Source organism: Actinoplanes sp. NPDC051388, from assembly GCF_055586225.1.
This window is the reverse complement of record NZ_JBVJIP010000012.1, coordinates 82,738-96,407: the sequence shown is the minus strand read 5'-3', so window position 1 is coordinate 96,407 and position 13,670 is coordinate 82,738. Positions and strand designations below refer to the sequence as shown.

The 13,670-nt window shown below is 73.3% G+C and carries 12 protein-coding genes; 6 read left to right on the top strand and 6 right to left on the bottom strand.

The annotated features are described in order from the left end of the window. Positions 1-62 precede the first annotated feature (62 nt). Positions 63-2,993, top strand: coding sequence for a BTAD domain-containing putative transcriptional regulator (locus ACZ6TI_RS28220; protein WP_465348178.1), 2,931 nt, complete (start codon positions 63-65; stop codon positions 2,991-2,993). Here the strand turns inward: ACZ6TI_RS28220 and ACZ6TI_RS28215 are convergent. Continuing rightward, positions 2,974-3,747 carry a hypothetical protein gene (locus tag ACZ6TI_RS28215; RefSeq protein ID WP_465348177.1) on the bottom strand — a complete coding sequence of 258 codons (774 nt, stop codon included), beginning with the start codon at positions 3,745-3,747 and terminating at the stop codon, positions 2,974-2,976. The two genes, ACZ6TI_RS28220 and ACZ6TI_RS28215, sit on opposite strands and share 20 nt — an antisense overlap. 180 nt (positions 3,748-3,927) lie before the next feature. On the opposite strand from ACZ6TI_RS28215, the gene ACZ6TI_RS28210 reads away from it, so the two are divergent. Next, positions 3,928-4,491, top strand: coding sequence for a hypothetical protein (locus ACZ6TI_RS28210; RefSeq protein ID WP_465348176.1), 564 nt, complete (start codon positions 3,928-3,930; stop codon positions 4,489-4,491). On the opposite strand, the gene ACZ6TI_RS28205 is transcribed toward ACZ6TI_RS28210, so the two are convergent. From ACZ6TI_RS28205 to ACZ6TI_RS28190, 4 genes are all read right to left on the bottom strand, one after another. Continuing rightward, the gene (locus ACZ6TI_RS28205) at positions 4,488-5,153 is read right to left on the bottom strand and encodes a hypothetical protein (RefSeq protein WP_465348175.1); all 666 of its coding nucleotides are present in this window, start codon (positions 5,151-5,153) and stop codon (positions 4,488-4,490) included. The two genes, ACZ6TI_RS28210 and ACZ6TI_RS28205, sit on opposite strands and share 4 nt — an antisense overlap. A 40-nt stretch (positions 5,154-5,193) precedes the next feature. Then, a complete protein-coding gene (locus tag ACZ6TI_RS28200; protein WP_465348174.1) occupies positions 5,194-6,759 on the bottom strand; it encodes a CocE/NonD family hydrolase in 1,566 nt (521 codons plus the stop codon). Between the two features lie 148 nt (positions 6,760-6,907). Further along, a complete protein-coding gene (locus ACZ6TI_RS28195) occupies positions 6,908-8,491 on the bottom strand; it encodes a TROVE domain-containing protein (protein WP_465348173.1) in 1,584 nt (527 codons plus the stop codon). Positions 8,492-8,817: 326 nt separating this feature from the next. Beyond that, on the bottom strand, positions 8,818-9,813 hold the full coding sequence (locus ACZ6TI_RS28190; RefSeq protein ID WP_465348172.1) for an aldo/keto reductase: 996 nt from the start codon (positions 9,811-9,813) through the stop codon (positions 8,818-8,820). 103 nt (positions 9,814-9,916) lie between these two features. Here ACZ6TI_RS28190 and ACZ6TI_RS28185 point away from each other — a divergent pair, with 103 nt between their 5' ends. Beyond that, positions 9,917-10,804 carry a helix-turn-helix transcriptional regulator gene (locus tag ACZ6TI_RS28185; RefSeq protein WP_465348171.1) on the top strand — a complete coding sequence of 296 codons (888 nt, stop codon included), beginning with the start codon at positions 9,917-9,919 and terminating at the stop codon, positions 10,802-10,804. Positions 10,805-10,831: 27 nt separating this feature from the next. Beyond that, positions 10,832-11,335, top strand: coding sequence for a hypothetical protein (locus ACZ6TI_RS28180; protein WP_465348170.1), 504 nt, complete (start codon positions 10,832-10,834; stop codon positions 11,333-11,335). On the opposite strand, the gene ACZ6TI_RS28175 is transcribed toward ACZ6TI_RS28180, so the two are convergent. After that, positions 11,336-11,731, bottom strand: a complete 396-nt coding sequence (locus ACZ6TI_RS28175; protein WP_465348169.1) for a hypothetical protein — start codon at positions 11,729-11,731, stop codon at positions 11,336-11,338. 70 nt (positions 11,732-11,801) lie between these two features. On the opposite strand from ACZ6TI_RS28175, the gene ACZ6TI_RS28170 reads away from it, so the two are divergent. Then, positions 11,802-12,305 (top strand): SigE family RNA polymerase sigma factor, encoded by a 504-nt coding sequence (locus ACZ6TI_RS28170; protein ID WP_465348168.1) that lies wholly within the window; start codon positions 11,802-11,804, stop codon positions 12,303-12,305. Between the two features lie 8 nt (positions 12,306-12,313). Beyond that, positions 12,314-13,567, top strand: a complete 1,254-nt coding sequence (locus ACZ6TI_RS28165) for a hypothetical protein (RefSeq protein WP_465348167.1) — start codon at positions 12,314-12,316, stop codon at positions 13,565-13,567. Positions 13,568-13,670: the final 103 nt, after the last annotated feature.

The window sequence follows — 13,670 nt, the reverse complement described above, 5'->3', positions numbered from 1 at the left end:
GGTTTGGCTGCTTCACGACATATGCGTTGCGCCCGGTCACCGTGGCCGACGACGCTGGCCGGGTGAATGGTTGCCGGGTCATCACCGCGGCGGCGGGCTACGGCAAGACCACCGCCCTGCGCGGGTGGTACCCGGCCTCCGGCGCGCGCTGGCATCGTGGGCTGCCGCGCGGCTCGGGCACGCCCGCCGAGGTGCTGGCCGGCGCGGCGCTGGAGGAGGCGCGGGCCGGTGCGGTGCGGATCGTCTTCGACGACCTGCCGACGCTGCCGCCGGACACGCCACGCGAGGTGGCCCGGCTGATCGGCGCGTCCGCCGAGGTGGCGCTCGCCTCGCGCTGGCCGTCGGCCCGCTCGGACGTCGGCCCGGCCGATCTTTCGCTGTCCGGCGATCAGGTGGCCGAGCTGCTGTCTTCCGGGTACGACCTGAGCGACCCGACCGCCCTCGACGGCGGCGCCCGCGACCTGACCGAGCGGATCCGGCAGGCCACCGGCGGCTGGCCCGCGCTGGTGCATCTGGCCGCCGAGACGTTGCGCTCCGGCGGCGTACCGCACGGCCCGGTGCTGCCGGTGATCGCCGCGCCGGACGGGCCGGTGGCGCACTACCTGGCCGACGAGGTGCTGCCCGCGCTGCCGGCGGAGGCGGTGCGACTGCTCGCGCATCTCGGTGATCTGGCGCCGGTCAGCGCCGGCCTGTGCGCCGCGCTGGGACATCCCGGCGCCGCGGAGACCGTGCGGCTGCTCACCCGCAGCGGGCTGCTGACCACGGCCGGCTCACCGGCCCCGGTGCCGGGCGGGCCGCAGCCGTGCCCGCGGGTGGTGCCGGTGGTCGCGGCGGTGCTGCGCCGATCGCGGGCCACGGTGGCCACCTCGCGAGCGGCGGACTTCTTCGACGAGCACGGGCCGCCGCTGGCCGCCGCGCTGGCCTATCGCGACAGTGGGCAGGCCGAGCGGTGCGCCCGGGTGCTCGCCGAGCACGGCCGTGCGCTGGTGGCGGCCGGGCACGCGGAGACCGTGGTGGAGCTGGCGTCCGCGGTGCCGCGCACCCGGCAGCTCTGGCTGCTGCTGGGTGACGCCCAGCTGGCGGCCGGCCGGCTGGACGACGCGGCCCGCTCGCACGCCGCGGCCGGGTTGCCGGCCGGCAGCGCGGCGCTGGCCTGGCGGGCCGGCCGCATCCACTACAAGCGCGGCGACGCGAAGGCCGCACTGGCCGCGTTCGCCGAGGCCGGGCCGGGTCCGCATGCGCCGGAGGACGCCGCGATGCTGGCCGCGTGGTCGGCCCACGCGCACCTGCTGGCCGGCGACCCGGAGACGGCGCTGCGGCACGCGCGGGCCGCGGTGGTGGCGGCGGCCGACGTGCCCGCGGCGCTGGCCACCGCCCAGGTGAGCGTGGCGTTGTGCCTGGCCAAGCTCGGCGACGACGCGGGCAGCGAGGAGCACTACCAGCTCGCGCTGCCGGTGGCGGAACGGCTCGGCGACGTGGTGCTGCTGACCCGGATCTACACGAATCGCACCTACCGGCTGCTGCTCGCCGCCCGGTTCGAGCCGGCCCTGACCGCGGCGCGCACCTGTGTCCGCTATGCGGCGGCGGCCCGCCAGGCGAGCCTGCGGGCGATCGCCACCAGCAACGAGGCGGACGCGCTGGCCATGCTCGGGCGGTTCGACGAGGCGGTGCGGGCTTACGAGAGCGCGATCGAGGCATATCGGTCGATGGGCACGCGGCGGGTGGCCGGGGCGCATCTCGGACTGGGCGAGGTCTATCGGCGGCGCGGATGGCACGAGCAGGCGCGGGCGGCCTACGAGACGGCGATCCGGGTGGCCGGGGAGTCCGGGAACGAGCACGTGCTCGCGCCGGCCCGCACCGGGCTGGCCCTGGTGCTGCTGCCCGGCGACCCGGAGCGGGCGGCGACGTTCGCCGAGCCGGGCACGCTCGCCGAGGGCTGGCTCGCGGTGCGCCGCGGAGACTTCTCGCGCGCTGCCGAGGTGGCCGCCGACGCCTGCGCCGCGGCCCGTGCGCAGGGCGATCGGATCGCCCTCGCCGAGGCGCTGGAGTTGCGCGGCGGGCGGGCCGCGCTGCGCGAATGCCTGGGCATCTGGACCGAGGCCGGCGCGGTGGTCGAGGCGGCGCGCATCCTGGTGACGATCAGCCGGCTGCCGGACGCCGACGCGGACGACCGGATCCGGGGACTACTCGCGGCCGAGCGGCTGCAGGTGGCCGGCGCGGTGGTCACCGACCTGACCGGCGCCGAGGAGGCGCCGCCGGAGGTCGCGGTGCGGGCACTCGGCCGGTTCGAGGTGCTGGTCGACGGCGAGCCGGTGCCGGCCTCCCGCTGGCAGTCCCGCAAGGCCCGTGACCTGCTGCGCATCCTGGTCGCCCGGCGGGGCCGGCCGGCTCCGCGCGACGAGCTCTGCGAACTGCTCTGGCCGGACGACGATCCGGCCAAGACCGGGCACCGGCTGTCCGTGCTGCTGTCCATCGTGCGCGGCGTGCTGGACCCGGCGAAGGTCCGCGCGGCCGACCACTACCTGCTGTCCGATCAGGCGAGCATCGCCCTGGACGTGACCCGGATCCGGGTCGACGTCGAGGACTTCCTGACCTATGTGGCGCGGGCCCGGCGGCTGCTGGACGCGGGCGATGCCGGCGAGGCGCGCGACCTGCTCGGCACGCTGGACCGGCAGCACCACGCGGACGCGTTCGAGGACGAGCCCTATGCGCCGTGGTCCAGTGCACTGCGCGAGGAGACCCGGGCCGCGCATCTGAGCATGTTGCGGATGCTGGCCGCGGACGGCAGCGCGGACGCCCGGGCCGGCTATCTGCTGCGGCTGCTCGAGCGGGACCCCTATGACGAGGGTGCGCATCGGGGGCTGGTGCGCTGCCTGGTTCGAGCGGGACGGCACGGCGAGGCGCGGCGGGCGTTCGATCGTTATGTCGCGGCGATGCGCGCGATCGGCGTACGCCCGCCGGACCCCGCCGTCCTCAGTGGAAGGTCCCGATAGCGGCGGCCTCCATCACCACCTCGCCGTCACCGTCGTCGTCGGCGGCGCGGAACTGCTGGCCACCGGCGCCGAACAGCGTGCCGCGGGCCCAGGTGAGGCCGCCGTCCGGCCCCGGCACGAGCGCGTCGAGGGTGGCGTTGCCCGGTCCGGTCACCGTGGCCCCGACGGCGTAGGCCTGAAGGTCCGGGTCGTCGTCCTGCCCGGCGGCGGTCTTCGGCCAGCCCGCGGTGGCGCTCGTCCGGCGTACCCGTTGCATCTGGGCCGGTGTCTTGCAGAGCGCGATCGCGGTGACCTCGGCGGAATCGCCCGCGGTGACCCGCACCCGGCTGAGGGCGGCATCCAGACCGACCTCGGTGACCAGCCCACCCTCGACCCGGAAGCCGAGGCCGAAGACCTTGGTGTCGGGCGACGGGCACTCCGCGGTCACGGTGCCGATGCCGTGCTCGACGACGCGCAGCAGCGGCGGCGACTGGTTGCACTTCACATGTGCGATCAGCGACCAGTCCGCGGCCCGCCCGGGTGGCGCGGCGGCGGTCACCGTGACCGCGCTGCCGTCCGGGTGCGGGGTGATCCCGGTCAGCGCCACCCCGCCGCCGCCCGCCGGACCGTAGTCGACCTCTCCCCCGCCGGCGATGACGACCTCGCCCGGCCCGCAGGCGGCGATCGCCGACACGATCGACTGCGTGGTCAGCGCCGGCGTGGGCGTGCCCACCAGGCTCGCCACCAGGCCTACGGCCACTGTTACGTGCGACATGCAGTGTCCCCTCTCGGTCCGCGCCGCCCCGATGGCGTCGCAGGTCCCCGATGGTCCAGAGCGTCGTCACGGTGGCGTCAGGGCGCACTGCCGCGAACCCGACACTGATCCGGCCCTGATCCGGCCGTGACGCGTCCGGCGACGGTGAGCGGCAGATTCGCTTTCGAGAGGGGAAACATCATGAAGAAGGTTCGGTGGATCGTCCCGGCGATGGTCCTCGCGGCGCTGTCCTTCGCGGCGCCGGCGGTCGCGTTCGCCGTGGACGACGACCCGCAGGTGCCGCACGAGCAGGGCCTCAGCAACTGCAACGGCGGCCCGCAACTGGCTTCGGTGGCGCGGCTCAACGACACGCCGACCTCGATCGGGGAGAACGGCGTGTTCGTGCCGGTGGCCGGCTCCGGGATCCCGGTGAACGTGCCGGGCGGCGCCAACCACCAGTTCGTCGTGCGGTTCAGCGGCGAGATCGTGCTGGCCGGCCAGCCGGTGCCGGTGACCGTGCCGGCCGACAGCGTGCAACTGCAGCTCGTGGTCATCCAGGCCGGCGTGGCCACCCCGATCGCGCCGCTGAACGACCCGACGTTCACCACCGGCGTCGGCGAGTCGAACGCGCTGCAGGCGTGCACCCGCCTCGGTCCGGGCAACTACACGATCGCGGCCCGCTGGCGGGTCGTGGACGTGGCGATGAACAACAACCTGACCGCCACCATCGACGACTGGCTGCTCTCGGTCGAGGAGAACCTCTAGCCTTCGGCCGCTTCGTCGTCCTTCGCCGGGTCGGCAGCCTCGTCCAGGACGGGGCTGTCGACCTCCGGCTCGTCCACCCAGAGCGCCCGCAGCTGGGCCTGCATGAAGGCCATCAGCCGTTGCCGGTACTCCCGGTCGAAGTGCTCGAGCGCCTCGATCTGCTGCTGCAGGGCCTCCCGCTTGGCGGTCAGGCCGCCGACGAAGTCGTCGTAGCGGCGCTGCGCCTGCAACCGCAACTGCTCCGCCTCGTCCTGCGCCTCGCCGGTGATCGAGCCGGCCTTGGCCCGCGCGTCCTGCACGATCTGGTCGGCCCGGCGCCGGGCCTCGTCGGCGCTGCGCTGGGCGTCGCGGGCCGCCTGCTCCTTGGCCGCGCGGGCGTCCGACATGGTCTTGTCCGCGTCGCCGCGCACCTTTTCGGCGTGCGCCTGGGCCTCCTGGCCGATCCGGTCCGCGGCCTCCTGAGCGGTGGCCCGGATCTTCTCGGCATCTCGGTTCGCGTCGGCGACGTGCTGCTCGGCGGTGCGCTGGGCCATGGTCAGCACGGCCAGCGCCTGGTCCGGCTTGCGGGTGCCGGGCAGCACCACCGGCTGCTCCGAGGTCCGGCCGTCTGACACCGCCGCGAGCAGGCGTTTGACGCGGTCATCGATCAGGTTGTCAGTCACCGGTATCTCCAAGCGTCGGGCTCGTCACCACAACAACGGATCAGGGCTGGTCCGAGGTGACGGGTAGGACCAGGCGGGTCCCGATGCCGAGCGCGATGGAGTGTGTCGCCGGGCGCAGAGTGGTGCCGGTGCCCGGGTTCTCGCCGGTGCCGAGGTTGCGCGCGAATTGCGGGTGGGAGCCGCCGGCGATCAGCAGGCGAAGCCGAAGACCTGCGGCGAAACGGTGCGCCGCCGGGCGCAGCGGCAGCGTGACCGGGCGCTCCGGGCCGAGCCGCAGATAGCCCTCGGTGACGTTGCGGGAGCGGCCGCGGTCGTCGACCTCGGAGATCCGCGCGAAGACGTCCACGTGTGGATTGTCACTGTGATGCTCGAGGGTCAGCACCGCCGCGCCGATCAACTCGAGGTCGGCGGTGAGCGGTGGGCTGGTGAAGGCGAGCACGTCCGGGCGCTCGGCCAGCGCCGAGTCGTCGACGATGCCGCCGCCGGACAGCAACGGCCCGCCGATCGTGGGAGTGGGATCGGCCGGATCGAACGTGAATGCGGCTTCCCCGTCGTCGGTGGCTTCTCGTTCCAGCCGCCCGCCCGGCTGGGGATGCCAGGTCTGCGGGTCGGTCGGCGGCGGCCAGGACGTCAACTGCCGCCACTGCCCGCCGATCGAGACGCGGACCGGACTCGTTCTCTTCCGCGGCAGATCGGCAAGGTGCTCGCCGAGCCACTCCAGGGTCTCGCCGGCCAGCAGCGCCGCCGCCTTGCTCGCCACGTCCAGGTGGGTCCACGGGCCGACGGTCAGGCCGACCTCGACGCCGCGCGCGTGCAGGCGCTCGTACTGTTCGATGGTCTGGCCCAGGAACAGGTCCTGCCAGCCGCCGACCAGCAGCACCGGCACCTCGGCCCGGTCCAGCGCGACGCCGTGCCGCATCGGCGCCCAATAGGGATCGTCGAGGTCCGGGCGGGTGACCCGCTCGCGATACCAGGGCGCGCGCCCGGCGAAGAAGCGCTCCCCGGCATCCGCGAGCGGCAACTCGGCCAGCACCGGCCGCTGCCGGCGGGCGGCGGTGATCTGCCGGAAGATCTGCCGGAACGGGTTGCCGTCCTCCTGATGCGCGACCAGGTCGCTCCAGCCGAGCAGGTCGAGGTTGAGCGCCCCGGTGCCCCAGGCGTGCCGGGCGAAGTCGTGCGGGCCGACCGTGATGATCGCGGTGGCCAGTTCCGGCGGCGGGTCGGCGAGCAGCGCCCACTGGGTGTGCCCGAGATAGGAGAGGCCGGCGGTGGCGAACCGCCCGGTGAACCAGGGCTGGGCGATCATCCAGCGCACCACGTCGTGGCCGTCCGGCGCCTCGGTCCGCATCGGATCGAAGTCGCCGCCCGATCCGAAGGTGCCGCGGCTGGACACAAACAGCACGGTGTAACCGCGGGCGGCATAGACCCTGGCCAGGGGCATGGCCTGGGCGAGGTGGCGGCCGTAGGGCCCGCGCACCAGCAGCGTGCCGAGCGACGCCGACCTCGGCCGGAAGAGATCGGCGGCCAGCGTGACCCCGTCGCGCAGCGGCACCCGGACGTTGCGCTCGACGGTGAACCGGGTGGTGGAGGGTGGCAGGCCGAACATGCCGTCACCGCCCGATCGCGGTAAAACGATCCGTCACGGCTCGCACTTTAGCCGAAACGGACGGGGTGTTCCGTTACGGTCCGCGCCCGCAGCACGATCTTTCCGCGAACGGTCACGCCCGCGGGAAGATCGTGCTGCGACTCGTGGATCAGAACGGCCAGTCCGCGTTTCGGCCCGCCTCGAGCAGCGGGATCATCCGGAACGTGGCGTCGGTCAGGCCACCGAACTCGATCCGCTGCGGCGCCCCCGCGTCGAACGCCGTGTGCGCGTATCCACCCAGGTTGAAGCCGTAGAGCGGGGTGGTCCGGGGCACCGCCTTGGTGACGTCGACCTGTCCGCGCATCGGCGCGAAGGTCTGCATGTCCGAGATCACGAACACCCGGTCGTGGCCGCCGAACGTGGCCCGGATCGAGTCCGTGATGCGGGTGCCGTGACCGACCTCGCCGACCCGCCCGACGAACCGATCCACCTCACGGATCACCGAGGAGCCGACCGGCACCTCGTGGCGGAACACGCCGTCGGCGAACCCGTACAGGTCGACCTGCGCTCCGCGCGCGGCCAGCGCGACGCCGAAGACCGCCGCGGCCTTGACCGGGCTCATCACCGAACGACGCGAGAACCCGCCCGAGGACATCGAGGCCGACGTGTCGACCAGGATCAGCGAGCGGCCGGGCAGCGCGGGCAGGTTTGCCAGCGACTGCTGCAGCGCGAGGTCCAGCGCGTGCCCCCAGCGCAGCGACGGCGCCCGCATGAAGGCGGCCAGGAACCGGAACGGGAACTGCCGCGACCGGGCCACCTCCGCCGGATTCGCCAGCCGGGCGGCCACCCGCGCCGCCACCTTGTCGGAGACCCCGGCCTCGTCGAAGTTGCGCAGGTTGCGGAGCAGCGCCATGTAACCCATCACCGGGATCAGCGCCGTCCACAGTCGAGCCTTGTCCAGCGTCGAGCCGGCCAGCGAGAGTGCGTCCTCCCAGGTCATGCCGGCCTGGGCCAGCGCTTCGGTGTCCAGCAGCACCGCCGGGTCCGCGGCCGCGGCCAGCCGCAGTTCGGCGTTGGCGGTCAGGGTGCGCAGCGACCGCGCGGGTGCCTCGCCGCGGTGGTGCCGGCGGGCCAGCGCGTGCCGGAACAGGTCGCCCTGCCACGCCTTGCCGTCCGCGGGCGACGGGTGCGTCAGGTCGAGCACGTCGGCGAACCGGAAGCCGTGCGTGGCGGTGTCGTACTTCAGCAGCGAGCGCTCGGTGTAGAGCCGCGCCGCCGCGTCCGCGACGCCCCGCTTGACCGGCTTGGGCAGCGCCCGGCCGTGGGTGGACACCCAGTAGGCGAGCGCCTCACCCGGCTCGTCCGCCCGCTGCAGCACCGCATCGACGATCGCCCGGCCGCCGGGCACCCCGGCGTCCAGCAGCGCCTTGGCCGCTTCGAGCGCGCCGGTCAGCGCGGCCGAGCGCAGGTTCGCGTCGGTCCGCAGCCAGCGCAGGAATCGCGCGGTCCACTCCGGATCGCCGACCGCCACCTCGCGCACCAGCGCCGTGTAGCGCCGGTCGCGGTCGGCGGCCTTCTCGTAAAAGGTGTCCTCGCCGACGAAGTTCGCCACCGCGAGCAGGAACAGCTCACTCTTGGCGCCGTGCGCGTAGCCGGCGGCGCCCTCGTGCGTGCGGCCGGAGGGCGTCGCCTCGGCGACGACCGGTCCCCGGCCGATGGCGGCCTTGACGGCCGCGACGTTGAACTTGCTCATGGCTTTCCCTCCCCGCGCTGTGATGGGTACGGGAGGGGGACGCCCGAGATCAGAGGTCGGCAACGGTGAACGCGCTCTGCCCTTGAGCTACGGCGACTCGTGCCGCCGACGGGACTCGAACCCGCAACCTCGCCATGAGAAGTGGAAGTAACCGTCGCCTGCGCACCGGGCGTCCCCACCCGTCTGATGAAGCTTCCCGAGGTCAGAATTTCGGCGGCACGGTATGGATCGTCTTCAGTAGAGGAAGTAACCGTGCGCCTTCGCACCGGGAAGCTCGTGCGTCCGAGATCAAAGGTAGGGAACGCACACCCGCACGGGCAACGGGTTTAGTTGCCCACGCCCAGGCTCGCCATGAACGCCGCCGGATAGCGGTCGCCGCGGGCCGAGCCGGCCGGCACCGCCTTCTCGATCTCCGCGAGGTCGTCCGCGGAGAGCTCGATCTCCACCGCGGGCAGCGCCTCGGCCAGCCGCTCGCGGGTGCGGGCGCCGACCACCGGCACGATCTGCTCGCCCTGCGCGGCCACCCAGGCGATGGCGAGCTGGGCGACCGTGCAGCCCTTCGACTCGGCGATCGGGCGCAGCGCGTCCACCAGGGTCAGGTTGTGTTCCACGTTGCCGCCGGCGAACCGGGGGCTGAACCCGCGGGCGTCGCCGGGCCCGGTCTGCTGCCCGGGCTTCCAGTGTCCCGAGATGAGGCCGCGGCTGAGGACTCCATAGGCGGTCATGCCGATGCCCAGCTCCGTGAGGGTGGGCAGCACCTCGGCCTCCACCGCACGGGACACCAGCGAGTACTCGATCTGCAGGTCGGCGATCGGATGCACGGCGTGCGCCTTGCGGATGGTCTCGCCGTTGACCTCGGAGAGGCCCACGTGCCGCACGAAGCCGGCGTCGATCATCTCCTTGATCGCGCCGACGGTGTCCTCGATCGGCACCGCCGGGTCGAGCCGGGCGGGACGGTAGATGTCGATGTAGCCGACGCCCAGCCGGTTCAGCGAGTACGCGAGGAAGTTCTTCACCGCCGCCGGCCGGTTGTCCGTGCCGCTGAACTCGTTGCCCGGCCCGCGCAACGCCCCGAACTTGACGCTCAGCCGGTAGCTGTCCCGGTCACGGCCGCGCAGCGCCTCGGCGAGCAGCAACTCGTTGTGGCCCATGCCATAGAAGTCGCCGGTGTCGATCAGCGTGACGCCCGAGTCGAGTGCGGCGTGCACGGTGGCGATGCTCTCCGCGCGGTCGGCCTCGCCGTACGCGCCGGACATGCCCATCGCGCCCAGGCCCAGCGCGGAGACGGCCGGCCCGGTGTTTCCCAAGTTTCGTGTCTGCATGCCTTCACCATCCGCGCCCCGGCCGGCGGGCGGGAGCGGAGCGTTCATCGTGGGAGCGGCGCTCCCTGGCTGGTCCGGCCGGATCGGGAGGAGCATGGTGGTCATGCACCGTGACCAGCTCGCCGACTTCCTGCGCCGCCGCCGCCAGGCGATCCGTCCGGCCGAGGTCGGGCTCACCGACGGACCGCGCCGCCGCACCGACGGGCTGCGCCGCGAGGAGGTGGCCATGCTCGCCGGCATGTCGGTGGACTACGTCGTGCGCCTCGAGCAGGGCCGCAGCAGCCAGCCGTCGACCCAACTGCTCGGCGCGCTGTCCCGGGCGCTGCGTCTCTCCGACGACGAGCGCGACCACCTGTTTCACCTGGCCGGGCACCAGCCGCCCCCGGCCGACGGCACGTCCCGCCTGGCCCGCGCCGGGCTGCTGCGGATGCTCGACCTGCTCGGCGACACCCCGGCCATGGTGATCTCCGACCTGGGCGAAGTGCTCGCGCAGAACCGGATGTCGGTGCTGCTCGGCGGCGACCTCACCGGCCTGACCGGCGACCGGCGCTACGTCGTGTACCGCTGGTTCACCGAGCCCGGCGCCCGCTCCATCGCCCCGCCGGAGGAGCACGAGCGTCGGGCCCGTCAGCTGGTGGCCGACCTGCGCGCGACGGCCGGCCGCCGGGCCGGTGACCCGGTGGTCACCGGGCTGATCGACCGGTTGCGGGCGGCGAGCGCCGAGTTCGAGCGGCTCTGGGCCGAGCACGAGGTGGCGGTCCGGCGGGCCGATCGGAAGACCTTCGTGCGTCAGAGCACCGGCCCGATCCGGATGGACTGCGAGACGCTGGTGACCCCCGATCAGGGCCAGGTGCTGCTGGTGCTGACCCCGGCGGACGAGGAGTCCCGGGAGCGGCTGGAGCTGCTGCGGGTGCTCGGGCTCGAGGAGTTCCCGGTCGGCACTGGCACTTTTCCGGGATTCGGCGAGGCGCGTGATCGGCGAGGCTCGTAGCCACACCCCCGGTCATGAGGAGCCACGATGTCGTACGGACACGGATACGGTCAGCCCCAGTTCGCGCCTTACCAGCCCGCGTACGCGCCGTACCAGCAGGCCCATCAGGTGCGGCAGTCGGCGCCGCCGAGCGTGCACGTGGTGGCGGTCTTCCACTACCTGGGCGGCGTGCTGTTGCTGCTGGCGGCCGGCATCTTCGCCGTCCTGGCGGCCAACTCGTCGACCGAGTGGACCAGCAACACCGACCTCATCGACGCGGAGTCGGCGCCCATGGTGGCCATGGTCGCGGCCGGCGTGATCGGCCTGATCGGGCTCATCACCATCGTGTTCGCTCGCAAGCTGCAGAGCGGACGGCAGTGGGTGCGGGTGCTGGTGCTGCTGCTCAGCGTGCTCAGCATCGCGGTCGGTGGCTACTCGATCGCGATCGACGGCGACCCGACCGCGGTGACCGGCATGGTCTTCCCGGCGCTCTACCTGATCCTGCTGAACACCCGCGCCGCCCGCTCCTGGTTCCGCTCGCACACCTGGTGATCAGCGCCGGAGCAGCCGGCCACTCGGCACCACCACGGAATAGAAGACCAGGTCCGCGGCCACCTTTCCGGCCAGCGTGCCGCCGGTCAGCTCACCGGTCACCGCCGGCCCGGCCGCCATCAGCAGCGGCCGGGTGACCAGGATGTCGAGCACCTCGGCCGGCCCGAACTCCAGCACCATCCCGGGGATCGACCGCAGCATCACCCGCGGCGACCCCCGGATCCACTCCCCCGCCAGGATCGCCGCGTAATAGGCGACGGTCTCGGCGATGCTCCCGCACAGCCCGGCCGCGTAGGGCGTCACGCCGACGCGGTACGCGGCCCAGGTGGCGGTCAGAGCGGCGGCGGTCCCGCAGAGCTCGGCGGCGAGATAGCGGCGGACCAGTCGGCGAAGCAACCTTTTCTGCTGCACGCACGTGCAACAGTTCAAGCCCCTCGGGCGTGTTGGACGGACCGGGGAGGTGAGCATGGCCGACGACTTCGAGTCGTTCGTCCGTGATCGGACGGCGGCGCTGATCCGCTATGGGTTCGTGCTGTCCGGCAATCCGCACGACGCGGCCGATCTGGCGCAGGAAGCGCTGGCCAGGCTCGGTGAGCGCTGGTCGCGGGTGAGCCCGCGCGGCGACCCGGAGGGCTACGTCCGCAGCACCATGGCACGCCTGCACATCAGCTGGTGGCGCCGCAGACGGCGAGAGCATCCGGTACGCGCGGTACCCGAACGTGGCTACCTCGACGCGGGCATCACCCAGGCGGACGGCGACCTCGGCCTGTGGCACGCCGTGGCCGGCCTGCCACCGCGGCAGCGCGTCGTGCTCGTGCTGCGCTACCACGAACAACTCTCCGACGACGAGATCGCCCAGCGTCTCGGCATCTCCCGGGGAACCGTCCGCAGCCAGTCCGCCCGTGGCCTGGACAAGCTGCGCGACATCGCCGAGTCACGGCTCGAAGCACAGCTCAACGGGGGTAGGTGAGGATGCGCATGAACCTCGGGGACGACCTCACTCGTACGCTCCGGGCCGCCGCCCAGGCCGCACCCGGCCCGGCGCCGGAGTTCCCGGCCGGCGTGACCCGGCGCCGCCGGCGTCGCTCGCAGACCCGGATGGCCGCCGCCGCCCTGCTCACCCTCGTCGTGGCCACCGCCGGTGGGATCGCCGGGCTGCGGGCGTCCACCGATCCGGCGCCACCGGCCCACCCGATCTCCGCCCTGCCGACCGTCGACCTGGCCCGGGCCAAGGCATATCAGGACACCTGGCCGCAGGCCATGGTCGAGCTGCCGCAACTGCTGCCCGACGGGCGCGGCTACAACGTCGAGGCGGCGCTCGGTGCGGACCAGTACGTCGCACAGCCGTGGACCGACGTACCCGAGTTCCCGGTGCTCATCAACGGCCGGACCGGCGCGGTCCGCGAGCTGATGCCGAAGAACACGGAGGCCGGCGTCAAGGAGTCGGACCCGGTCGGGCTGTCCGTCACCGACCACTACATCCTGTGGGTCGCGGCGATCGAGAAGACCGACGGCACGAGCCTCCGGGAGATCTGGAGCGCACCCCGCACCGGCGGCGCGTCGGTGCGCCGGACCAGGCTGCCCGCGAAGCCGGGCGACATGGTGACGGCGACCGAGGTCGGTGACGTCTTCTATGCCGGGGTCAGCGGCGAGACGAGTGCCATCTACCGGCTCGCGGCGGACGGCACGCCACAGAAGGTCCCCGGCAGTGACGACCAGGTCCTGGTGTCCGGGCCGTGGGCGGTGCCGAAACCGGCCGGCGGGCGGGACATCGACGATCTGTTGAACGGGCGGAGCAGCGCGCCGCCCCGGACCCCGCCGACCTTTTGGAACGTGGCCACCGGCGAGCGCCGGACGCCGATCGTCCCGGACGGCGCCACGATGCTCGACTGCACCCCGCTCGCCTGCCTGGGCACCGCCGGGGACAGCCTGGTGGTCTGGGGCGTCGACGGCGGCGACGCACTGCGCACCACCGGCGCCAGGGTGGATCCGAGCGGCGGCTTCGACGCGTTCTTCAGCAGCACCGACGCACGGTTCGTCCAGGTCCGCTGGCCGGTGACCGGCGCCGGCTCGGTCGACGCCGACCCGGTCTATCTGTGGGACCGCCGGGTCAACACGGTCGCCCTGCAAACCGAGCATCAGGGCGCGATGGGCATGGACGTCGTCGGCATCACCGACATCACCGAGAACGTGCCCAAGAAGATCGTGGTCGATCTGACCCGCATCCCCTGAGCCGCGGGGGGGGGGGGGGGGGGGGGGGGGGGGGGGGGGGGGGGGGGGGGGGGGGGGGGGGGGGGGGGGGGGGGGGGGTCGAGCTCGGCGAGCTGTGCTAGCG